At 62.3% G+C, this 21,418-nt stretch carries 16 protein-coding genes and 1 tRNA gene; 8 read left to right on the top strand and 9 right to left on the bottom strand.

Annotation, left to right across the window (positions count from 1 at the left end):
• Positions 1 to 57 precede the first annotated feature (57 nt).
• The gene (betB, locus tag A4R29_RS08675) at positions 58 to 1,521 is read left to right on the top strand and encodes a betaine-aldehyde dehydrogenase (protein WP_063171722.1); all 1,464 of its coding nucleotides are present in this window, start codon (positions 58 to 60) and stop codon (positions 1,519 to 1,521) included.
• A 9-nt stretch (positions 1,522 to 1,530) separates the two neighbouring features.
• Here the strand turns inward: betB and A4R29_RS08670 are convergent, their stop codons facing one another.
• Together A4R29_RS08670 and A4R29_RS08665 are read right to left on the bottom strand one after the other, a co-directional pair.
• On the bottom strand, positions 1,531 to 3,771 hold the full coding sequence (locus A4R29_RS08670) for a mannose-1-phosphate guanylyltransferase/mannose-6-phosphate isomerase (RefSeq protein ID WP_063171721.1): 2,241 nt from the start codon (positions 3,769 to 3,771) through the stop codon (positions 1,531 to 1,533).
• Between the two features lie 11 nt (positions 3,772 to 3,782).
• Positions 3,783 to 5,303: a phosphomannomutase/phosphoglucomutase gene (locus A4R29_RS08665; protein ID WP_063171720.1), complete on the bottom strand. Its 1,521-nt coding sequence runs from the start codon at positions 5,301 to 5,303 to the stop codon at positions 3,783 to 3,785.
• A 201-nt stretch (positions 5,304 to 5,504) separates the two neighbouring features.
• Here A4R29_RS08665 and A4R29_RS08660 point away from each other — a divergent pair.
• The 5 genes from A4R29_RS08660 (at position 5,505) to A4R29_RS08640 (ending at position 7,848) form a co-directional block, all read left to right on the top strand.
• Positions 5,505 to 5,581 (top strand) — tRNA-Pro (locus A4R29_RS08660).
• A 539-nt stretch (positions 5,582 to 6,120) separates the two neighbouring features.
• On the top strand, positions 6,121 to 6,411 hold the full coding sequence (locus A4R29_RS32920) for a hypothetical protein (RefSeq protein WP_024503706.1): 291 nt from the start codon (positions 6,121 to 6,123) through the stop codon (positions 6,409 to 6,411).
• Between the two features lie 207 nt (positions 6,412 to 6,618).
• Positions 6,619 to 6,834, top strand: coding sequence for a hypothetical protein (locus A4R29_RS08650; protein WP_024503705.1), 216 nt, complete (start codon positions 6,619 to 6,621; stop codon positions 6,832 to 6,834).
• 6 nt (positions 6,835 to 6,840) lie between these two features.
• Entirely contained in the window at positions 6,841 to 7,281 is a 441-nt protein-coding gene (locus A4R29_RS35005; RefSeq protein WP_244506931.1) for a hypothetical protein, read from the top strand.
• A gap of 222 nt (positions 7,282 to 7,503) precedes the next feature.
• The gene (locus tag A4R29_RS08640; RefSeq protein ID WP_063171717.1) at positions 7,504 to 7,848 is read left to right on the top strand and encodes a hypothetical protein; all 345 of its coding nucleotides are present in this window, start codon (positions 7,504 to 7,506) and stop codon (positions 7,846 to 7,848) included.
• A 33-nt stretch (positions 7,849 to 7,881) separates the two neighbouring features.
• Here the strand turns inward: A4R29_RS08640 and A4R29_RS08635 are convergent, their stop codons facing one another.
• The 4 genes from A4R29_RS08635 to A4R29_RS08620 all read right to left on the bottom strand — a co-directional run bounded on the left by A4R29_RS08635 (position 7,882) and on the right by A4R29_RS08620 (position 13,346).
• Positions 7,882 to 9,501: an ABC transporter ATP-binding protein gene (locus A4R29_RS08635; protein ID WP_013532689.1), complete on the bottom strand. Its 1,620-nt coding sequence runs from the start codon at positions 9,499 to 9,501 to the stop codon at positions 7,882 to 7,884.
• A 47-nt stretch (positions 9,502 to 9,548) separates the two neighbouring features.
• A complete protein-coding gene (locus A4R29_RS08630) occupies positions 9,549 to 10,673 on the bottom strand; it encodes an ABC transporter permease (protein ID WP_013532690.1) in 1,125 nt (374 codons plus the stop codon).
• On the bottom strand, positions 10,666 to 11,589 hold the full coding sequence (locus A4R29_RS08625) for an ABC transporter permease subunit (RefSeq protein WP_063171716.1): 924 nt from the start codon (positions 11,587 to 11,589) through the stop codon (positions 10,666 to 10,668). Before A4R29_RS08625 ends, A4R29_RS08630 begins: the two co-directional genes overlap by 8 nt.
• A 164-nt stretch (positions 11,590 to 11,753) precedes the next feature.
• Positions 11,754 to 13,346, bottom strand: coding sequence for a peptide ABC transporter substrate-binding protein (locus A4R29_RS08620; RefSeq protein WP_013532692.1), 1,593 nt, complete (start codon positions 13,344 to 13,346; stop codon positions 11,754 to 11,756).
• A gap of 412 nt (positions 13,347 to 13,758) precedes the next feature.
• Between A4R29_RS08620 and A4R29_RS08615 the strand changes: the two genes are divergently transcribed.
• Together A4R29_RS08615 and A4R29_RS08610 are read left to right on the top strand one after the other, a co-directional pair.
• On the top strand, positions 13,759 to 14,172 hold the full coding sequence (locus A4R29_RS08615; protein WP_174564973.1) for a TadE family protein: 414 nt from the start codon (positions 13,759 to 13,761) through the stop codon (positions 14,170 to 14,172).
• Complete coding sequence (locus A4R29_RS08610; protein WP_013532694.1) at positions 14,173 to 15,954, top strand: TadG family pilus assembly protein; 1,782 nt, start codon at positions 14,173 to 14,175, stop codon at positions 15,952 to 15,954.
• Between the two features lie 10 nt (positions 15,955 to 15,964).
• On the opposite strand, the gene bglA is transcribed toward A4R29_RS08610, so the two are convergent.
• From bglA to A4R29_RS08595, 3 genes are all read right to left on the bottom strand, one after another.
• Complete coding sequence (gene bglA, locus A4R29_RS08605) at positions 15,965 to 17,587, bottom strand: beta-galactosidase BglA (RefSeq protein WP_063171715.1); 1,623 nt, start codon at positions 17,585 to 17,587, stop codon at positions 15,965 to 15,967.
• Entirely contained in the window at positions 17,574 to 19,589 is a 2,016-nt protein-coding gene (gene glgX, locus A4R29_RS08600; RefSeq protein ID WP_027164089.1) for a glycogen debranching protein GlgX, read from the bottom strand. The genes bglA and glgX overlap by 14 nt, the downstream gene beginning before the upstream one ends.
• A 199-nt stretch (positions 19,590 to 19,788) precedes the next feature.
• A complete protein-coding gene (locus A4R29_RS08595) occupies positions 19,789 to 21,417 on the bottom strand; it encodes an alpha-D-glucose phosphate-specific phosphoglucomutase (RefSeq protein WP_063171714.1) in 1,629 nt (542 codons plus the stop codon).
• Between the last annotated feature and the right edge of the window lies 1 nt (position 21,418).

Below are 21,418 nucleotides of genomic sequence, written 5' to 3'. Positions count from 1 at the left end.
AGCATGATCGTGTGACTGCACGATCCGCATGCCGCGAAAGACAATCTGGAGACTTCCATGCGCGCTCAGCCCACGGCATCGCACTATGTCAACGGACGCTACATCGAGGACGAAGGCGGCGCCCCGCTGCCGGTCATCTATCCGGCAACCGGCGAGACCATCGCCATGCTGCGTTCGGCAACGCCGAACGTGCTGGAACTCGCCGTCGAGGCAGCACGAGCGGCGCAGCCCGCCTGGGCGCGGCTGAAGCCGGTTGAGCGCGGGCGCATCCTGCGCCGCGCCGCCGACATATTGCGCGCCCGCAACGCCGACCTCGCTCGCATCGAGACGCTGGATACCGGCAAGGCGATCCAGGAAACGTTGGTGGCGGATGCGCCCTCGGCTGCGGACTGCCTTGAATATTTCGGCGGTGCCGTTGCCGCCTACAATGGCGAGTCGGTCGATCTCGGCGGACCCTTCGCCTACACAAGGCGCGAAGCGCTCGGCGTCTGTGTCGGCATCGGCGCATGGAACTACCCGATCCAGATCGCCGGCTGGAAATCGGCACCGGCGCTCGCCATGGGCAATGCCATGGTGTTCAAGCCGTCGGAAAACACGCCGCTGTCGGCGCTGGCACTGGCCGAGATCTACAGCGAAGCTGGGCTACCCGACGGCTTGTTCAACGTTGTGCAGGGCTATGGCGATGTCGGCGCCGGGCTTGTCGGCCACGATGTCGTCGCCAAGGTCTCGGTGACCGGTTCGGTGCCGACCGGCCGCAAGGTGCTGTCGCTTGCCGGCTCGAAGATGAAGCACGCGACGATGGAACTCGGGGGCAAGTCGCCGCTGATCGTGTTCGACGATGCCGACATCGAGAACGCCATTGGCGGCGCCATGCTCGGCAATTTCTATTCGACCGGACAGATCTGCTCCAACGGCACGCGCGTCTTCGTGCAGAGCGGCATCCACGACCGCTTTGTCGACCGTCTGATAGAGCGGACCAAGAAAATCCGCATCGGCGACCCGCTCGATCCCGAAACCCAGATGGGACCGCTGGTCTCCAAGGCGCAGCACGACAAGGTGGTCGGCTATATCGAGATCGGCAAGCAGGATGGAGCGACGCTTGCTTGCGGCGGCAATGTGCCTTCGCTGCAGGGCTTTCAGGGCGGCTTCTTCGTCGAGCCGACGGTGTTCACCGGCGTGACCGATGGCATGCGCATCGCCCGTGAAGAAATTTTCGGACCAGTGATGGGCGTGTTGAAATTCGACGGCGAGGACGAGGTGATCGACCGCGCCAACGACACCGAATTCGGCCTCGCTGCCGGCGTCTTCACGCGCGACCTGCCGCGCGCCCACCGCGTCATCGCCGAACTGCAGGCCGGCACCTGCTGGATCAACGCGTATAATCTGACGCCGGTGGAAATCCCGTTCGGCGGCTTCAAACAGTCAGGCATCGGGCGTGAGAATTCACTGGCCGCACTGGCGCTCTATTCGCAGCTGAAGTCGATCTATGTCGAGACGGGTGACGTGGCGAGCCCGTACTGATCCAGCCCTCTACGCCTTCAGGTCGGCCGTGCTGTCCAGATATTGCGTCAGCGCACAGACCAGATGATAGAAGATGCTGGCTGGCACATCGGTCGCCAGCGAGCGGCCGCGTTCGTCGATGCGGTCGATCCACAGTCCGAGCGGCGCCGGGTCGATGTGCCAGCGGAACAACCGGCCGACGCGCGCTTCGATCTCGGGCTTGAGATCGGGCCCGCCCGAACCATCCAGCGCGATCGCCGCCTTCACCGCTTCGGCCTGCGGCCAGCTGCGCGATATCAGGTCGAGCGGCAGGCCCTGCCGCGAGACGGCGCCATAGGCAAGGCCGGTGGCGCGGTTGAGGCCATTGGCGATGGCCGAGGCGTAGAGTTTCCTGGCAAAGCCGCTCAACTCGGCCTGGCCGCTGCGCCCAGCGAAATCGACCAACAAAGAGGCCCATTCGAAATGGTGGCCAGGCTCGGTCCACGAGCCTTTCTCGCCGGCGGATGACTTCCATTCGGCATCGAAATACTCGCCAAGCGTCCAGCTTTCCGGATCGAAGAAATGACTGCGGAAGAGGTCGATGATGCGCGCTGCGCGGCGCAGATGGGCGCGCTCGCCGGTCGCCTGGTGCCAGGCGAGGAAGGCCTCGAGCAGGTGCATATGCGGGTTGGAGCGGCGCTCGCCTTTGCCATCCGATGTCTCAAGGAAGCCGGTCATGCGGCTGTCTTCGAGATGCGCATCGAGAAAGGCGAAGGTTTCCTCGCCGAGGCGCAAAGCGTCGGGATTGCCAGACATATGCGCATGCGCCAGTGCCAGGAGCACGCAGGAATGATCGTAGGCATCCTCGGTGGCGTCGGCGACCGAACCGTCGACATTCAGCGTCCGAACCCAGCCGCCCTTGTCGGTGCGGCCCTTGCCGGCCATGAAGGCGATGCCATGGCTGATCAGCCGGTCGGCCGGACCGTCCCAGCCGCGCGCCCGGGCAACGGCGAAGGCATAGACCTGCCTTGCCATGGTGCGCATGCGCTTGGGCTTCATCAACGGCGAAGCGTCCAGGCCAAGCGCTTCGTGAAAGCCGCCATGGCGTTCGTCGACGCCCGATGTCGACCACAGCGGCAAGGTCTCCTGAAACAGCCAGTGATGCACGCGCCGCCGCCAGGCGCCGCTTTCGATGACGCGGTCATGCGCCGGCGTGAACCTGGTTTCCAGGCGACCCGATTTTTCGAGCTGCTCGACGATCTTCTTGACGTGTTGGCTGTGGCTGACCGGAGCGACGAAGGTGGCATCCGATGTCGAAACGATGGCGATGTCCTTCATGCCGATCGCCGACAGCAGGCGGCCGTCACTGCGAATGTAGGAATTCTCGCAATCGATGGCGACGACATCGCCGATGATGACATTGCCCCGGTCGTCGGCGGGGCCGACATCGAGCAGCGACTGCCATGAGCCGAGATCGTTCCAGCGGAAGCCGGCCGGCACCATCGCGATGTCTTTTGCCCGCTCCATGATGGCGTAGTCGATCGAGTTCGACGGAATGGCGGCGTAGAGTTCTAGCGGCATGTAAAGGCCGGACAAATCCGATGTCGCTGCCTTGTAGGCTGCTTCGGTGGCCTGCCAGATATCCGGCTGGAACGCTATGAAGGCATCACGCATGGCGCTGGCGCGAAAAAGGAAGATACCGGTGTTCCAGTAGAAATTTCCGGCCTTGAGATAGCTTTGCGCAGTCGCAAGATCCGGCTTTTCGACGAAGCGCGACACGTCGAAGATGCCGCCGCTTTCGGCCGCAACCTCGATATAGCCGTAGCCGGTCTCGGGCTGTATCGGCCTGATGCCGAACACCACCAGCCGGCCGCTACGCGCTGCTTCGGTGCCGGCTTCGACGCTCTGCCAGAACTGGCGCGGGGTCGATATCTCATGGTCCGACGGCACCACCAGCACCAGGCTGTCGCTGAACTCGGACAGTGTGCGCAGCGTCGCCAGTGCGACGGCGGCGGCTGTGTTGCGCCCGGTCGGCTCGAACAGCGGCCCGCCGCCGGCGAGGTCGAGGCCGGCAAGATCGGCGTGAACGCGGTCGGCATGGCGCTCCGCGGCAATCAGGAAGATCGGCGTTTCGCCTTCCGGCCGGGCCGTCAGCCGGCGCAAGGTCTTGGCCAGCATCGAGCCGTCGCCGGACAAATCGTGGAACTGCTTGGGATTGTCCTCGCGCGACAGCGGCCACAACCGCGAGCCGACGCCGCCGCTCATGACAAAACTGACAATCCGCTCGGTCATTCAACCACCATTCAAAAGGTCTGGTTGTAGGCGCCCACCTCGGGGCTGCGGCGCAGCACGGTGTCGACAGCCTCGAACATCTCCCGTCGACGCTGCGACGACACCGGGCTTTCGACGACCACGACCAGTTCCGGCTTGTTCGACGAGGCGCGCACCAGTCCCCAGGTGCCGTCTTCGGCGACAACGCGCGCACCGTTGACGGTGATGAGGTCGGCGATCTTCTGGCCCGCAAAAACCGTTCCATCCCGCTTCATGGCCTGAAAGTCGGCAACCACCCGCTCGACAACGCCATACTTCACATCGTCCGCGCAGTGCGACGACATGGTCGGCGTGCCGAAGGTCAGCGGCAGCGCGCGGTAGAGATCGGCCATCGAACTGCCGGGGCTGCGGTCCAGCATCTGGCAGATGGCGATGGCGGTGACCAGCCCATCGTCATAACCCCGCCCGACTGGCGGGTTGAAGAAGAAATGGCCCGACTTTTCGAAACCGGCGACGGCGCCAAGCTCGGCGACGCGGCGCTTGATGTAGGAGTGGCCGGTCTTCCAGTAGTCAGTGACGGCGCTGTTGGCGCGCAGCACGCTGTCCGTGTTGAACAGGCCGGTCGACTTGACGTCGACGACGAAGGTCGAGCCCGGATGCTGGCTGGAGATATCGCGCGCCAGCATCACACCGACCTTGTCGGCAAAAATCTCATTGCCCTCATTGTCGACGACGCCGCAGCGGTCGCCGTCACCGTCGAAGCCAAGGCCGACATCGGCTCCAGTCTCAAGCACCTTGTCCCTGATGGCATGCAGCATCTGCATATCCTCGGGATTGGGATTGTAGCGCGGAAAGGTGTGGTCGAGTTCGACATCGAGCGGGATGACCTCGCAGCCGATGCGCTGCAGCGCCTGCGGCGCGAAGGCGCCGGCGGTGCCGTTGCCGCAGGCGGCGACCACTTTCAGCTTTCGGGTGATGCGCTTGTCCTCGGTCAGATCGTCGAGATAAGTAGCGCGAAAATCGCGAACGAAATCGTAGGAGCCGCCGCCGACGAGATCGAAATCGCCGGCCAGTACAATCTGCTTCAGCGCGCTCATCTCTTCCGGCCCGAAAGTCAGCGGCCGCGCCGCACCCATCTTGACGCCGGTCCAGCCATTCTCGTTATGCGAGGCGGTGACCATAGCGACCGAAGGCACGTCCAGTGCGAACTGGGCGAAATAGGCCATCGGCGACAACGCCAGTCCGATGTCCCTCACCCGAGCGCCTGCAGCCATCAAACCGGACACCAGCGCCAGCTTGATGCCAAGCGAATAGGAGCGGAAATCGTGCCCGGTGACGATATCGGGACCGGCACCGACACGGCGGATCAGCGTGCCAAGCCCCATTCCGAGCGCCTGGACGCCAATCAGATTGAGCTCCGGCAGTTGCGCGGAGCCGGGATGGCCAAACCACCAGCGCGCATCATATTCTCGAAAGCCGGATGGCTTGATCAGCGCTTCGGTTTCGAACTCGAAACTGTTGGGCCGGGCGTCGCCAACGATGCTGAAGGACAAGACTGGAAAACTCCGAGTGGCGGAAATTACGAGTTGTCGAGGACTGCGGCTTAGCACAGAAGGCTTTAAGCCACGTTTATCCCAGGAGGGAATCCGAGCCTTTCGGGCTATGCTCGACGAAAGCCGATGAAATGCGACAGAAGTGCTGCCATGCCGCTTGCAGGAACGAAGTGTGGCGGCTATAAGCCCGCGGTCTGGTCACGGAGTGTAGCGCAGCCTGGTAGCGCACCTCGTTCGGGACGAGGGGGTCGCAGGTTCAAATCCTGCCACTCCGACCAGAAAAAACAAAGAGTTAGCGCATCCCGACTTCGGCGCTCCACCTGCCCCTCAAGCGAGATTACTCGCGTCTCCCCGCCGGCCGACAGCGATGCCTGTTGCACTGGACAGCAACCAGACGGTCTCAACCGGCCGCCTGATGCCTTCGTGCGTGCGCTCGCGGACAGATTCCGGAAAACATCTCAACTGGTACGCGCGTCCGGCTAGCGGAGGCCAAAAAAGCTCAAGATCGCTATCACGATGACCACAGCTCCAACGAGCCAAATGATATTGTTCATGATCTCTCTCCTGTTGCCTGGGGGAAGCCCGCGCCTCTTGCGGAGAACGCGGGCCGACCAGTCTTTGCCGACTGATCCGCAGCAGACACCAAATCGTGATCCCGGCTGCGAGAAATAAAACCATCAGGCACGTCTAATGTTCCGTCGTTGACGAGATCCGGCGGTGACAGTGAACGTTCGGGCCGATGCCGGACCACCGGAACCAAAGCGATCAGGGGCAGTTAATCCAATGAAGGGCTAATTAAGAAAACGGAGAAATTGCAATGAAAACAATGATCATGTGCGCGTTGGCGCTTTCCATTGGACTGCCCGTCGTGGCTTCGGCAGCCGAAGCCGATGTGGTTGTTAGAACCCATCATCGACATCACGGCAGCGTCAAGATCATCAACGAAGACGGTCAGCGCTTGCACCACCGCCGCCATGGTACTGTGGCGTTCTACGACCATGGGCGCCGGCATCATCACCGCGATACCGTTGTCGTGACAGGTTCCGTCTCCACCCATCGCCACCACCATCGGCACCATCCCGTGGTGATCGAGAACGACGGGTACTGACCACAGATCTCCGGCCCGATTCTTTAAGGAATCGGGCCACGAGAGGCCCTTTGATCATGCTTTTGGCAGCACCGTCGGCAAGACAATTGCCCCTAGCCAGACTTAGGTCTGACCCCTGCCCGACCGAAGTCCAGGTTGGAAACGCATGCGCTTGCCCCAAATTCGGGGTGGCGGGCAAAAATGATCGATGAAACCAAGAGCAGCAGCATGTCGAACCGTGAGACCAAACGATCCGATGCCCTGAGCACGCGAGTAACAGAGATCAAGGCCAGGATGCAGCAAGCCCAGATTACCGAAGACGAGATGAAGACCTTCCAGAAGGTCGCGGCCATCATGGAGGGCGGCGAGGGCCGAATCGAGGTTGACGACCTGATTGCCGCGTCATTCCTCACCGACACGCTGCTGAACAGCCCGAAGCGTTAAGCGACCATGCCGACGATTAGCAGACTTTTTGATTCCCACGCCGATGCGACGCGGGTCGCTAGCAACCTGGTGGCGGCCGGAATTCCTCGCGTACAGATCGCGATCATCGGGCCTTACAATGACGAGACAGGATCTGTTTGGGTTTCCGCTTTGGGATCGGTACTGGGCGCTGCCGCCGGCGGGTTGGCATGTCTGAGCGCCGTTGCGGCAGTTGGCATCAATCCTGTTGCTGCGAGCGTATTGCCAACAGCGGTGGCTGGCGCGGTCTGTGGCGGCGTTGCCGGCGGTCTGTTTGGAACATTCGCCCTGCGCGCCATGAAGGCGGATGATCAGGACGTGGCCGAGGGCGTCGTCCTGGTGACGGCGCATGTCGATGAAAATGACGCCGAGATCGCTCAGACAGTGCTCGGCGGTCCCCCGTCGACGTGGGTGGCCGAAGCAGCTTAGGAAAGCCGCCTCGACGTCGCCGGAACCGGCACTCTCCGTTCGCCAGCGATTGAACTCCACACCCGGCAAATAGCAATTCAGACTGGGGATGTCCCTGCCGTCGGCCGCATGGCCGAACCCTGTGGCAGGTTCCTTCGCGGCCGCATATTTTGACGAAAAGGCCCGTCGGCTCTAGGGTCGATGGACCTGATGGAATGAGCGAAACGGCGGGCCGAGTGCGACATGAATTTGAATTTAACCACAGCCCCGCCCTTGATTCTTGTGATGACGCTGGTTCTCGTCGCTGGCTGTTCATCGCTCGGCAGAACCGTCGATCCAGCGAAATACGATTCAATGACGTGCACCGACCTCAACAGCGCGATGGGAGACGTCGCCCGTGAAATCTCGCAAACGGCAATCACGCGCGGCAAGGTCACCAACACCAATGTTCCACGCTGGCTGCTCGGCGGCTCACGCGTGAAGACCGCGGTAGCCAACCGTGAAACAGCCAGGATCGACCGGCTTAAGCAGCAACAGGATGCCATTGCCGCCGTGCGAGCTCGCAAGTGCCAGAGGTCCGCGAATTGAGCGGACAGCCAACGCCTCGGTGCAGAGCCCGGTTCAGGCGCTCAGGCGAAATCGCGTCACGTCGATCGCGGCGGCCATCAGCGTCTGTGTGTAGGCGTGCTGCGGATTGCTGAAGATCGCCTCGGTCGGCCCTTCCTCGACGATCTTGCCCTGTTTCATGACGATGATGTAGTCGGCCATGGCGCGCACGACCGACAGATCGTGGCTGATGAAGAGATAGGACAATTCGTGGTCCGCCTGCAGCTTGCGCAGCAGTTCGACGATCTGTTTCTGTACAGAGCGATCGAGCGCCGAAGTCGGCTCATCCAATACCACCAGCCTAGGCTTCAGGATCATGGCGCGGGCAATGGCGATGCGCTGCCGCTGACCGCCGGAGAATTCGTGCGGGTAGCGGTTGCGGGCGTTGGGGTCGAGGCCGACCTCGCGCAATGCCTCGACCGCGCGTTGATCACGCTGCTTGCCCGAAAGGTCAGGCTCATGCACCAGAAGTCCTTCGGTGATGACCTGGCCGACAGTCATGCGCGGCGACAACGAGCCGAACGGGTCCTGGAAGACGAGCTGCATCTGGCGCCGCAGCGGCCGCATCGCCTGCCGGTCGGCTTGGGAAATGTCGCGATCGCCGAAACGGATGAGCCCGTCACTCGGCAACAGCCGCAGCAAGGCGCGGCCAAGAGTCGATTTGCCCGAGCCGGATTCACCAACGATGCCGATGGTCTGGTTGCGCTGCAGCCGGATCGAGATGTGATCGACTGCACGCAGCATCAGCGGTTCGCCAGCAAGAAACCCGCCGCCGATCCTGAACGTCACTTCGACATTCCTGCCTTCGAGCAGCACTGGGGCGTTGGCGGGCGGCGGCGCCTTGCTGCCGGTCGGCTCGGCCGCCAGCAGCATTTTCGTGTAGGCATGCTGTGGGTTGACGAAGATGGCCTCCGCCTCCCCCTCCTCGACAACCTCGCCCTGGCGCATGACATAGACCCGATCGGCAAAGCGGCGGACGATGCCAAGATCGTGGGTGATGAAGACGATCGCCATGCCGAGCTTGCGCTGCAATTCGGCCAGAAGCATCAGGATCTGCGCCTGTATGGTCACATCGAGCGCCGTCGTCGGCTCGTCGGCGATCAATATGTCAGGGTCGTTGGCGAGAGCCATCGCGATCATCACACGCTGGCGCTGGCCACCCGACATTTCGTGCGGATAGGATTTCATCCGCCGCTCGGGATCGGGAATATGCACCAGCCGCAGCAGTTTGAGCGCTTCTTCACGCGCCTCGGCGACATTCAGGCCCCGATGCCGGCGGATCGGTTCGATCAACTGGTTGCCGATCGAATAGAGCGGATCGAGCGAAGTCATCGGCTCCTGGAAGATCATGCTGATCTTGCGGCCACGGACCTTGTTGAGCTCGGATTTGCTGAGCGTTAGAAGATTGCGGCCACGATAGTCGACGCTGCCTGTCGCTTCGCCATTCGACGCCAGCAGGCTCATCGCCGCCATCATCGTCTGGCTTTTGCCGGAGCCGGATTCGCCGACCACGGCAACGGTCTCGCCCGATTTGACATGGATGTTTATGCCCTTGACCGCCTCGACGGCGCCGTCGAGCGTGCGGAAGCGGACACGCAAATCCTTGACGCTGAGGATCGTTTCGGAAGCAGCCATCTCAGCGGTTTCCCTCTTTATCGATCCGCATCTTAGCGATCCCCATCTTAGCGATCCCTCGGGTCGAGTGCGTCGCGCAGGCCGTCGCCGACGAAGTTCAGCGCAAACAGCGTCGAGACGAGGAAGAAGGCGGGGAACAGGAGCAGCCAGTTGGCGGTGCCGATGTTCTTGGCGCCGACCGAGATCAGAACGCCCCAGCTGGTCATCGGCTCCTGCACGCCGAGGCCGAGAAACGATAGGAAGCTTTCCAGGATGATCACCTGCGGCACCAGCAGCGTCATGTAGATGACCACCGGGCCGAGCAGGTTGGGGATGACGTGGCGCAGCAGGATGCCGCGCTGGCCGACGCCCATGGCTTCCGCCGCCTGGACATATTCCTGGCGGCGGATCGACAGTGCCTGGCCACGCACGATGCGCGCCATGTCGAGCCACAGCACGGCGCCGACGGCCAGGAACATCAGCACGAAGTTGCGGCCGAAGAACACCACCAGCATGATGACGAAGAAGATGAAGGGCAAGGAATAGAGCACGTCGACGATGCGCATCATCACCTCGTCGACCTTGCCTCCGGCAAAACCGGCAGCGGCCCCGTAGACCACGCCGATGACCACCGCCACGACGCCCGCGAGCAGGCCGATGGCCAGCGATATACGCCCGGCCATCAGCGTGCGCGACAACAGGTCCCGTCCGGTGTTGTCGGTGCCGAACAGGAAATATTGCTGCTTGATCGAGGCGCTCATCGTCACTTCGAGACCGTCCGGCGACTTGCTCTCGATCTTGGTGTCGTCAAAGGCATCGGATCGGTCAAGATAGCGGATGTTGCGATCGTCGATCGGCCTGGTCGACTTGACGGTGACGAAGACCTGGTTGCCTTCCTGCCGCCATTCCTTGATGTCGACCCGCATGCGCTTGATCGCTTCGGTGAGCGCCGTCTCGATCATGTCGGCCTTCGGATAGGCTGACAGGCTTGGCGGCATGCGCACATAGTCGGCATAGATGGTGGTGTATTGATGCGGCACGAACCACGGCCCGAACACGCTGACGACCCCGATCAGGGCAAGGTAATACAGGCTGAACATGGCGGCGCGATTGGCCTTGAGCCGCGCCCAGGCATCCCCCCAGAGCGAACGGCCGATGACGGTGGGGGCGACTGTGGCCGCGATGTCAGTCATAGCGCACCCTCGGATCGACGACCGCGTACATAACGTCGACGATCAGGTTGAAGACAATGGTAAAGATGGCGATCACCACCACCGTTCCCATCACCAGCGTGTAGTCACGATTGAGCGCGGCATCGACGAAATAGCGGCCGACGCCTGGGATGGAGAAGATCGTCTCGACGATGACCGAGCCGGTCAGCAGTGCCGCCGACGCCGGACCGGTGAAGGAGACGATCGGCAGGATGGCGCCGCGCAACGCATGCTTGACCACCACCGACCAGTCGGACAGGCCCAGCGCGCGCGCCGTGCGGATGTGGTGGGACCGCAAGGATTCGATCATCGAGCCACGCATCAGCCGGGCGACGATGGCGATCTGCGGCAGGGCGAGCGTCAGCACCGGACCGACCTTGTTGATGAAAGCGCCATCGCCCCACCCACCGATCGGCAGCAGCCTCCAGGTCAGCCCGAACAGGAGTTGGATCACCGGCGCGATGACGAAGGTTGGGATGGTGCTGCCGGCCGTCGCCAGCGCGATCACCGTATAGTCGCCAAGCTTGTTCTGATTGAGCGCCGCAATGGTGCCGAGCACGGAACCGAGCAGCAGCGCCAGGACGAGCGCCGAGGCGCCGAGCTGAACCGAAATCGGCAGCCCCTTGGCGAACAGTTCGGTGACGGTGAAATCCGGCATGTTGTAGCTCGGGCCGAAATTGCCGCGCAACAAATTGCCGAGATAGTGGACGAATTGTAGCCAGAGCGGGTCGTTGAGGCCGAACTGGGCTTCGAGATTGGCCCTGATCTCGGGACTGAGCCCCCGCTCCTGGTTGAATGGACCGCCCGGCGCGACGCGCATCAGGAAAAACGCCATTGTCACGATGACGAACAGCGTTGGAATGGCGGTCAGAAGCCGCCGTAATACGTATCGCAGCATCGGTGCCCCGCTTGATCCAGAGCCGCGCGCGTCCAGTTAGACGGCCGCGCTCCAGCTTTCAAATCTTCGCACCGACATTTGCCGAAATCGAATTCCGGTACCCGGGCCGATGCGATGGCAAACCATCGCCACCGCGCCTGGAGGGCGCGGTGGCTTGGCCAGGGTTAGTCCTTGCTGACGAAGCGCGACGGATGCACGTCCATCACGTTGTCGACGAAGCCATGCAGCTTCGAGGAGACGATATCGTGGTAGCTGTAATAGAGGAGCGGTATCTGGCCGACATCGTCGACCAGGATGCGTTCGGCGTCGGCCAGTTCCTTCATGCGCTGTTCGGGGTTGCCGCCGGCGGCGGCCGCCTTGTCCATGGCCGCCTCATAGGCCGGGCTGTTGTAGTCCGAATAATTGTTGCCGCTGGCCTTGCGCGAGATGCCGAGGAAGGTTTCCGGATCCTTGTAGTCGGCGATCCAGGCGGCACGTGCCAGATCATAGTTACCCTTCTGCTCGAGGAAGGAGTAGTGGGTCTTGGTGTCGGTGTTGAGCAGCGTGACATCGACGCCAAGCGGCTTCAGCTGTTCCTGGATCGCCACCGCAGTGTTCTTGTGGTTTTCCGACGTGTTATAGCGGATTTCCATCTTCAGCGGCTTTTCGGGCGTATAGCCGAGTTTCTCGAGGATCTTCTTGGCCGCATCCTCGCGGTCGATCTGCGGCATGTCCGCATATTTGGCCATTGCCGGCGTGTAGCCTTCGATGCCGGGAGGCACCATCGAATAGCCGGGCAGCATCGAGTTCTGCCAGACTTTTTCGGCGAGGAAGTCGCGGTCGATCGCCATCGAGATGGCATTGCGCAGCTCTACATTATCCCACGGCGCCTTGTCGGTCTTGATCGCATAATAATAGGTGCCGAGATACGGTCCGACGTGGATCTGGTCGCCAAACTTGGTCTTGAGATCGGCGAGCTGTTCAGTCGGAAGGTCGTCGTAGCTGTCCAGTTCGCCTGCCTCGAAGCGCTTCATCGCCGAAGAGCGGTCCTCGGTCGGGATGTAGTTGACGACGTCGAACTTGACGGTCGCCGCATCCCAGAATTTCGGGTTCTTGACCAGCTTCATATGATCGTTGGGAACCCATTCGGCCAGCGTATAGGCGCCGTTCGAAACGAGATTGCCGGGCTTGATCCAATCGGCGCCGAGCTTTTCGATGGAGGCCTTGCTCACCGGATAGGTCGCCTGGTGGGTCAGCATCTCCAGGAAGTAGGGCGTCGGCGCCTTCAGCGTGACCTCCAGCGTATTTGCGTCAATCGCCTTGACGCCCATGTCCTCAGGCTTGCCCTTCTTGGTGTTGACGTCCTCCGCACCCTTTACCGGATACAGCATCGAGGCATATTCGGCGCCGGTCGCCGGATCCTCCAGCCGGTGGAAGGCATAGACGAAATCGTCCGCCGTAACCGGGCTGCCATCCGACCACATGCCGTCCTTGCGCAGCTTGAACGTATAGACGGTTCCGTCGTCCGAAACCGTCCAGCTCTCGGCGGCACCAGGAATGAGATTGGCCTTCTGGTCCTGCATGACCAAGCCCTGGAACAGGTCGCGCAGGACATTGGCTTCGTAAACCGTCGAGGTCTTGTGCGGATCGACCGACTCCGATTCAGCGGCGGTGCCCCTGTTATAGACGGTCTCGGCAAAGGCCTGCGTGTAGAACGTCCCGGCGGCCAGCGTCATCGTCGTGGCGAACACAGTCGCCTTCAGCATGTTTTTCAGCATGAAGTTCTCCCTGTCGGCGCCGCCGTTGGCGCGCCTATTAAGTGTTGACGCCCTGGAGCCGATATCTGACCCCTTTGAGCGCGCCGCTGGTTCCCGTCCTGCGGCTCGTGCCCAGACACTAACGCGGAGAATTTTTATTTCAACAGACTCTCTGGGTCACCCAAAGTAAGGCGGACGAAAGCTATGGTGTGGCCGCTGAAACACCAGCCGAAACCAAAAGCTTGACTTGGTTTCTTCACCTCGACGCTATTTTTCACCGCGAATCGGGAGCCATGCCAGTTTGCCGGAATGTCTTAATACGTTCTTAAGCAACCTGAGGTTACATTACGAGTACCTTCTATACAGTTCGAGCTTCAGACGCGCGGCGGCTATGAGTAACGGAGCAAGTAAATTGCCCAAAATCCGTCAACTAATGCGGAAATTTCAAGAAGAGCGCGGTACCTCTGCGGTTGAGTTTGCCTTACTTTCACCGATTTTCATTCTTCTTCTACTCGGAATGGTTGCATACGGTATATACTTCGGCGCCGCCAACTCGATCCAGCAGATCGCAGCGGATGCCGCCCGCACGGCAATTGCCGGGTTGAACCAAACCGAACGTCAAACGCTCGTAGCCAGCTTCGTCACCAACAATGCCGGCGGATATCCCTTCGTGGATGTCAGCAAGTTGACCTACCAGGCCAACGACAGCTCGGCCGATGGAAGCCAGTTCGTGGTGTCCATACAATACGACGCCCGCAACCTGCCGATCTGGAACCTTTTCCCGGGCATAGCCATGCCCGGGACCACGATCAGGCGCCAGTCAACGATCAGGGTCGGGGGCATTTGAATGCTGCTGCATGCGTGCAATGGGATCGGTCGGCTTGCCCGGTTGATGCTGAGTGACAGGAAAGCAAACTTCACCGTCATGGCGGCATTGAGCGCGCCGGTGGCGCTGGCGCTGGCCGCAGTGGCCATCGACGAAGCCTCGATCTACACCGAGCGCCGCGAAGCGCAGGCAATGGTGGATCTGGCGGCGATCACCGCCGCCTCGAACATGACCAATGTCAATACAGCGGTCGTTACCACGCTGACCGACAACGGCATGCCAGGGGTTGTCGTTCAAAGCTCGGGACAGACGATCGAGCCGGCGGTCGGCAAAACCGTCGTGACGGTCACGCCCGGGCGATATGTGGCATCCGGGGCCAATGTGGGCCAGCGTTTCCAGGCCAGCATAACCCCCTACAATGCCGTCCGTGTCACCCTGAAGAAGATCCCCGCCCGCTATTTCGCGAGTTCGCTGATCCCCACTCCCGTCATCGGCACCCAAGCCACCGCCAGCATGACGCCACAGGCGACGTTCTCGGTCGGATCGAGGCTCGCCAGCCTCGATGGCGGTATCCTCAACGCGCTTCTCGGCGGACTGCTCGGCAGCAACATCTCGCTCAGTGTCATGGACTACAACGCGCTGATCTCCGCGGATGTGAGCGTGCTCTCCTTCGTGGACGGCCTTGCCACACAGCTGAACCTAACTGGCGTCTCGTATTCGGATGTGTTGGCATCGAAGGCGACCGTCGGCCAGATCGCCACGGCCATGGCCAATGTGCCTGGGCTTGGCAACACGGCCAAGGTCGCCCTGCAGACGATCGCGTCCAAGTCGACCAGCACGGTCCAGATCCCGCTCAGTCATCTGGTCGATCTCGGCTCCGTCGGCAAGTTGGGCCTCGGCCAAAGGCCCGCCGGCCTCGGCGTCGACGCCAGCGCCTTGGGAATGCTGACGGCCGCCGCCGGACTGGCAAACGGTTCAAAACAGGTCGACGTCGCCCTCGGAGCCACCATTCCCGGGGTGCTGTCGACCACGCTCGCCATCGCCATCGGCGAACCACCGCAATCCTCGCCATGGCTGGCGGTTGGAGAAGCCGGCACCGTGGTTCGCACCGCGCAAACGCGCATCAAGCTGCTTGTCACGGTCGGCGTCGGCAACCCAAACCTGGGCGGCGGTATCAGCCTGCTGTCGGTCAAGCTGCCGCTGAATGTCGAAGTAGCCTACGCCGAGGCCAAGCTGACCGACATCAACTGCCCGACCGGCCCCGACAGCCTGAAGGTTACCATTGCCGCGAAGCCCGGCATCGCGGCGGTGAACCTTGCCGCCAGCGATGCCGATAACAGCCCCACCGCCTTCGCGGATTTCAGCAACCCGCAGTCGTTCTCCGACGCCAACATCGCGGATGTCAGCCTCAATCTGCTGCTGTTAAAAATCCCGCTAATATTGGTGAAGGGTTCGGCGGGTGCCGACATCACCAACGTCAGCCCGACCAACCTGGTCTTCAACAAAACCGAGATCGCCGCCAAAACCATCAAGACGACGCCGACACGGGACATTACCCAGACGCTGACAACGTCACTGGTCGACAAGTTGTCGCTTTCCGTCAATGCGCTTGGTATCCTCGGGCTTGACGTAACGGCGTTGCTCGGCACCGTGAAGCCAGCTGTGACGACGCTTCTGAAAACCGTGACCGCACCAGTCGACACATTGCTTTACAATCTACTCGATACGCTCGGCGTGCATCTCGGCGTGGCCGATGTCCGGGTCACCGGCGCGACATGCGGACGTGCCGTGCTGGTGCAGTAACGTCGGGATATCAGTCGAGCCTGCCCAAAAAGGCTCCGAGCGCTGGCAGCAAAAGCTCAGTCTCGACGACCGCGGCATTGCCATCCAGCTGCGCAACCGCTCCGATGTCCCCCGGCAACGGCCAATTGGCCGGTCCTCCGGCGAAATTGAAGACACAGAGCAGTCTTTCACCGCCGCCGTCGCGGATGAAAGCGAGCAGGTCACCCTCGGCGTCGAGAAAGCGGATCGAGCCGGATATCAGCGCCTCATGCTCCCCGCGCAAGGCCAGCGCAGCCCGGTAGGACGCGAGCACAGAGACCGTGTCGGCATTCTGGACGTCGACGGCGCGAGCGCGATGGCTGGCCGGTATCGGCAGCCAGGGCCTGGCCGTGGAGAAGCCTGCATTGTCGGCGCCGGCCTCCCACACCATCGGCGTGCGGCACCCATCCCTGCCCTTGACGCCTGGCCAGAAGCGGATGCCGACGGGATCGCGCAGATCTTCATAGGCCAGCTCCGCCTCCTCCAGCCCGAGTTCCTCGCCCTCATAGAGGCAGATCGAGCCGCGCAGGCAGGCGAGCAGCATGATCGAGAATCTTGCGACCGCGTCGGGCTCGCTGTCCGGCCTTGTCCAGCGGCTGACATGGCGCGCCACGTCATGGTTGGAGAAGGCCCAGCAGACCCAGCCGTCGGAGACGGCCGCCTCGAAGGCTTCGACGCAGCCACGCACATGCGCGGCCGAGAACTGCGGACCGAGCAGGTCGAAGGTGTAACACATATGCAGCTTGTCGCCGCCTGAGGTATAGGCGGCGAGCGTCTGCAGCGAGCGGCCTTCATCGCCGATCTCGCCGACGGCAGCACGGTCGTCATATTCGTCGAGCAGCGCCCTGAAGCGGCGCAGGAACGCCAGGTTTTCCGGCTGCGTCTTGTCGAACAGGTGCTCCTGGTAAAGGTAGGTGTTGGTCTCGCTGTTGGTGCCGGCGACGCTTGATGCCAAGGGTGGATTGCTGCGCAGCCAGCGGTCGTGGACATAGTAATTGACCGTATCGAGCCGAAAACCGTCGACGCCGCGCTCCAGCCAGAAGCGCACAGTTTCCAGAAGCGCGTCCTGAACCTCCGGATTGTGGAAATTCAGATCGGGCTGCGAGGGGAGGAAATTGTGCATGTAATACTGCCGGCGGGTAGAATCCCATTCCCAGGCCGGGCCACCGAAGACGGAGAGCCAGTTGTTTGGCGCGCTGCCATCTGGCTTGGTATCGGCCCAGACATACCAGTCGGCCTTGGGGTTATCGCGGCTGGCGCGGCTTTCGACAAACCAGTCGTGCTTGTCGGATGAATGCGACAGCACCTGGTCGATGATGATCTTCAGGCCGAGACGATGCGCCTCGGCGACCAGCGCATCGAAATCCTCGAGCGTGCCGAACATCGGATCGACATCGCAGTAGTCCGACACGTCGTAGCCCATATCGGCCATCGGCGACTTGAAGAAAGGCGACAGCCAGATGGCGTCGACACCGAGCGAGGCGACATGGGCGAGCCTCGATGTGATACCGGCGAGATCGCCGCTGCCATCGCCGGTCGTGTCCTGGAAGGAGCGCGGATAGATCTGGTAGATGACGCAACCGCGCCACCATCCCTTCTTGTCACTCGCCGCCATTGCGCTTCTCCCTTGTGCCGGCCTGCGCTCGTTCGATCATGAAGATCATCGTCCGCCCGGATATTGGCCGCGAGATATCCGCCGCATCCGGCGCTTCGATATCTGGGGCCCAGAAGAATCCGTCTCGTTCAGGCAAGGTGAACATGCAGGCCCGGCGATCGCCGTTGATAAGCACCGCAAGACGGCGGCCGTCATCGCTGGCGCCACTCAGGACCATGACAAGACGGTGCCGCTGCGGATCCTGCCAGCTCTGTTCATCGAGCGGCGCGCCCGTCTCAGCAAGCCATGCGACGTCCGGTATCTCCGAACCTGCCGGCGGCTGGCCAGTGAGGAAGCTTGTGTCGGAAAGCGCCGGCATCGATCGGCGCAGCCTCGAGAGTGCCGCTGTGTAGCGCTCCAGCGCCTGGTCGCGGCCGGCCCAGTCGAGCCAGGTGATCTCGTTGTCTTGGGCATAGGCGTTGTTGTTGCCTTGCTGGGTGCGGCCGAATTCGTCGCCCGCGGTCAGCATGATGATGCCGCGCGAGGCAAACAACGTGGCGAGCAGCGCGCGCTGATCGTTCTGGCGAGCCGCTGCCACGGCCGGGTTGTCCGCATCACCTTCCACGCCGTTGTTCCAGGACAGGTTTTCATTGTGGCCGTCGCGGTTCTGCTCGCCATTGGCTTCGTTGTGCTTGCGCTCGTAGCGCACGATGTCGGCGAGCGTCATGCCGTCATGGGCGGCGATGAAATTGACACTGCGGCTGGCGCCTTGCCCGTTCGCGGCAAACACATCTGACGAACCGGCGAGCCGGGTCGCCAGGGCGCCGACCATGCCGGCGTCGCCGCGCCAGAACCGTCTGACATCGTCGCGATACTTGTCGTTCCATTCGAGGAAGGGCGCTGGAAAATTGCCGAGCTGATAGCCGTCGGGGCCGATGTCCCACGGCTCGGCGATCAACACGCGATCGGCCAGCAGTGCGTCATCGCGCATCGCTCTCAGCAGCGGCGCCTCGGCATCGAATGTGCCCTCGACCCGCCCCAGAATGGGAGCGAGGTCGAAGCGGAAGCCATCGACACCGGCATCCCTGACGAAATGGCGAAGCGTGTCGAGGACCATCTCCTGGACCACAGGATGGTCGCAAGCGACTGTGTTGCCGGTACCGGTGTCGTTGGCCAGCCTGCCATCAGGTGTGTGCCGGTAGTAGGCCTGGTTGTCGAAGCCGCGCAGCGACAGCGTGGGACCAAGCCTGTCGCTCTCGCCGGTGTGGTTGAAGACGAGGTCGAGGATGACGCCGATACCAGCCTGGCGCAGCACAGCGACCGTGTTTCGCAGTTCCATGATGCCGCCCGGCGCAAGGCGCGGATCGAGGGCCATGAACGTCACGGGATTGTAGCCCCAGGCGTTGCGCAGCCCGAGCGGCGGCAGATGCCGTTCGTCGATCGACGCGGTCACCGGCATCAGTTCGACCGCGCCAACGCCGAGTTTTTTCAGGTGCTCGACGATCGCCGGTTGAGCAAGTGCGGCGACTGTTCCGCGCAATTTTTCGGGAACGTCCGAATGCAGCATGGTGAAGGCGCGCACCGGAATTTCGTAGACCAGGCCGCCGGCGCGGAAGAGCGGCGGCGCAGCCTGCACAGGCTTCGGTAGCGCAGCCGCGATCGCCTTCGGCATCAGCGACGCGGTATCGCCCCCCTCGCCCCGGCGATTGGCCAGCCGCCAGTCATAGGCATAAGGCCTGTCAATCTCGACGGCGTAGGGATCGGTCAGCAATTTGTCGGGGTCGAACCACAGTCCATGCTCCGGCGCATAGTCCCCGTCGGCGCGGAAACCGTAGCGGGTTCCGGAGCCAAGACCTGCAACGAACAGCGCGTGGACGCCCTCGCCTTCCCGCTGCAGTTCGAGCCGTTCGATTTCCCGCATGCCCTGCTCGTCGAAGATCGAGACCCAAAGCCGACGGGCGGCCTGCGACCAGGCGGCAAAGCGGATGCCTTCGCGGGTGACTGTGGCGCCGAGCTGGGTCATGCCCGCGCCTCACCTTCTCCCCTTGCGGGAGAAGGTGGATCGGCGCGCAGCGCCGAGACGGATGAGGGGTGTTGGAAGGAACGCGGCGTTAGTGATCTGGACATCGGTTTGCGCCAAGCTGGAGCACCCCTCGTCCGACCGAGCTTCGCTCGGCCACCTTCTCCCACAAGGGGAGAAGGTGAAACGCGCGCAGCCACTCTCAAGTGATCACGCTCGGCTTGGGGCGGCCGGTATGGCTGTGAATCCCGGCAATATCGTCAGCCGCGGCAATCAGATCGGCAAGGGCGGCCTGGGTGTCGAGATCGTGCCGAGACTTGTCCGGCTCGTAGCGCTCGATGTAGACGCGCAAGGTCGCGCCCGACGTGCCGGTGCCGGACAGCCGAAAGACGACCCGCGAACCACCTTCGAACAGAACCCTGATGCCCTGATGCTCGCTGATCGAACCGTCGACCGGATCGTGATAGGCAAAATCGTCGGCGCTGGCGATTTTCAGGCCGCGCACGCTGGTGCCAGGCAGCGAGCCGAGCTTGGCACGCAGTTCGTCGACCAGCGCGTTGGCGCGGTCGCTCTCGACCTCTTCATAATCGTGCCGCGAATAGTAGTTGCGACCGTAGGTCGCCCAGTGCTCGGTGACGATCTGCTTGCAGCTTTCGCCACGCGCGGCAAGGATGTTGAGCCACAAAAGCACCGCCCACAGGCCGTCCTTTTCGCGGACATGGTTGGAGCCGGTGCCGGCACTCTCTTCACCGCAGATCGTCGCCATGTCGGCATCGAGCAGATTGCCGAAGAATTTCCAGCCGGTCGGCGTCTCATAGATGCCGACGCCGAGTTTTTCAGCAACGCGATCGGCCGCGCCACTGGTCGGCATCGAGCGGGCAATGCCTTTCAAACCGGCCTTGTAGCCGGGCGCCAGACGCGCATTGGCGGCGAGCATGGCGACCGAATCCGACGGGGTGACGAAAATGCCCTTGCCGATGATCAGATTGCGGTCGCCATCCCCATCCGAGGCGGCACCGAAATCCGGCGCGTCCGGTCCCATCATCTCGTCATAGAGGTGTTTGGCGTGGACAAGATTCGGGTCCGGATGGTGGCCGCCGAAATCCGGCAGCGGCTTGAAATTGCGGCAGGTGCCATTGGGCGCGCCGAGCCGGTTTTCCAGGATCTCCTTGGCGTAGGGACCGGTCACCGCGTGCATGGCGTCGAAGCGCATGCGGAAGCCGGACTTGAAGAGTTTGCGCAGGGCGTCGAAATCGAACAGGCTTTCCATCAGCGCGGCATAGTCGGCGACCGGATCGATGATCTCGACCGTCATGCCGGCGGCCTTGACCGTTCCTCTTGTGTCGATGTCGATCGGATCGATATCGGCGATCTTGAAGCTCGAAATCGCCTTGGTCTTTTCGAAGATCGCGTCGGTAAGCTTTTCCGGCGCCGGGCCGCCATTGCCGGCATTGTACTTGATGCCGAAATCCTCATGCGGGCCGCCCGGATTGTGGCTGGCCGACAGGATGATGCCGCCAAAGGTCTTGTATTTGCGGATGACATGCGAAGCGGCTGGCGTCGACAGGATGCCGCCCTGCCCGACCATCACCTTGCCGAAGCCGTTGGCGGCTGCGATGGCGATGGCCTTCTGGATGACCTCGCGGTTGTAGAAGCGGCCGTCGCCACCGATCACCAGGGTCTTGCCCTTGAAACCGTCGAGCGCGTCGAAGATCGACTGGATGAAATTCTCGGCATAGTGCTCCTGCTGAAAGACAGGCACCTTCTTGCGCAGGCCCGACGTGCCGGGCTTCTGGTCGGAATAAGGCTTGGTGGGAACGGTCCGTATCATG

It is taken from the genome of Mesorhizobium ciceri biovar biserrulae (assembly GCF_001618845.1).
GTDB classification, from domain to species: Bacteria; Pseudomonadota; Alphaproteobacteria; order Rhizobiales; family Rhizobiaceae; genus Mesorhizobium; species Mesorhizobium ciceri.
Note: the sequence above shows the minus strand (reverse complement) of the source record. Positions and strands in the feature narration are given on the sequence as shown.

Coding starts and splice junctions, on each gene's coding strand:
- A4R29_RS08630 (WP_013532690.1), bottom strand. CDS start 10,673: ATGACTGACATCGCGGCCACAGTCGCCCCCACCGTCATCGGCCGTTCG.
- A4R29_RS08620 (WP_013532692.1), bottom strand. CDS start 13,346: ATGCTGAAAAACATGCTGAAGGCGACTGTGTTCGCCACGACGATGACG.
- A4R29_RS08640 (WP_063171717.1), top strand. CDS start 7,504: ATGAATTTGAATTTAACCACAGCCCCGCCCTTGATTCTTGTGATGACG.
- A4R29_RS08635 (WP_013532689.1), bottom strand. CDS start 9,501: ATGGCTGCTTCCGAAACGATCCTCAGCGTCAAGGATTTGCGTGTCCGC.
- glgX (WP_027164089.1), bottom strand. CDS start 19,589: ATGACCCAGCTCGGCGCCACAGTCACCCGCGAAGGCATCCGCTTTGCC.
- betB (WP_063171722.1), top strand. CDS start 58: ATGCGCGCTCAGCCCACGGCATCGCACTATGTCAACGGACGCTACATC.
- A4R29_RS32920 (WP_024503706.1), top strand. CDS start 6,121: ATGAAAACAATGATCATGTGCGCGTTGGCGCTTTCCATTGGACTGCCC.
- A4R29_RS08650 (WP_024503705.1), top strand. CDS start 6,619: ATGTCGAACCGTGAGACCAAACGATCCGATGCCCTGAGCACGCGAGTA.
- bglA (WP_063171715.1), bottom strand. CDS start 17,587: ATGGCGGCGAGTGACAAGAAGGGATGGTGGCGCGGTTGCGTCATCTAC.
- A4R29_RS08595 (WP_063171714.1), bottom strand. CDS start 21,417: ATGATACGGACCGTTCCCACCAAGCCTTATTCCGACCAGAAGCCCGGC.
- A4R29_RS08610 (WP_013532694.1), top strand. CDS start 14,173: ATGCTGCTGCATGCGTGCAATGGGATCGGTCGGCTTGCCCGGTTGATG.
- A4R29_RS08670 (WP_063171721.1), bottom strand. CDS start 3,771: ATGACCGAGCGGATTGTCAGTTTTGTCATGAGCGGCGGCGTCGGCTCG.
- A4R29_RS08615 (WP_174564973.1), top strand. CDS start 13,759: ATGCGGAAATTTCAAGAAGAGCGCGGTACCTCTGCGGTTGAGTTTGCC.
- A4R29_RS08625 (WP_063171716.1), bottom strand. CDS start 11,589: ATGCTGCGATACGTATTACGGCGGCTTCTGACCGCCATTCCAACGCTG.
- A4R29_RS35005 (WP_244506931.1), top strand. CDS start 6,841: ATGCCGACGATTAGCAGACTTTTTGATTCCCACGCCGATGCGACGCGG.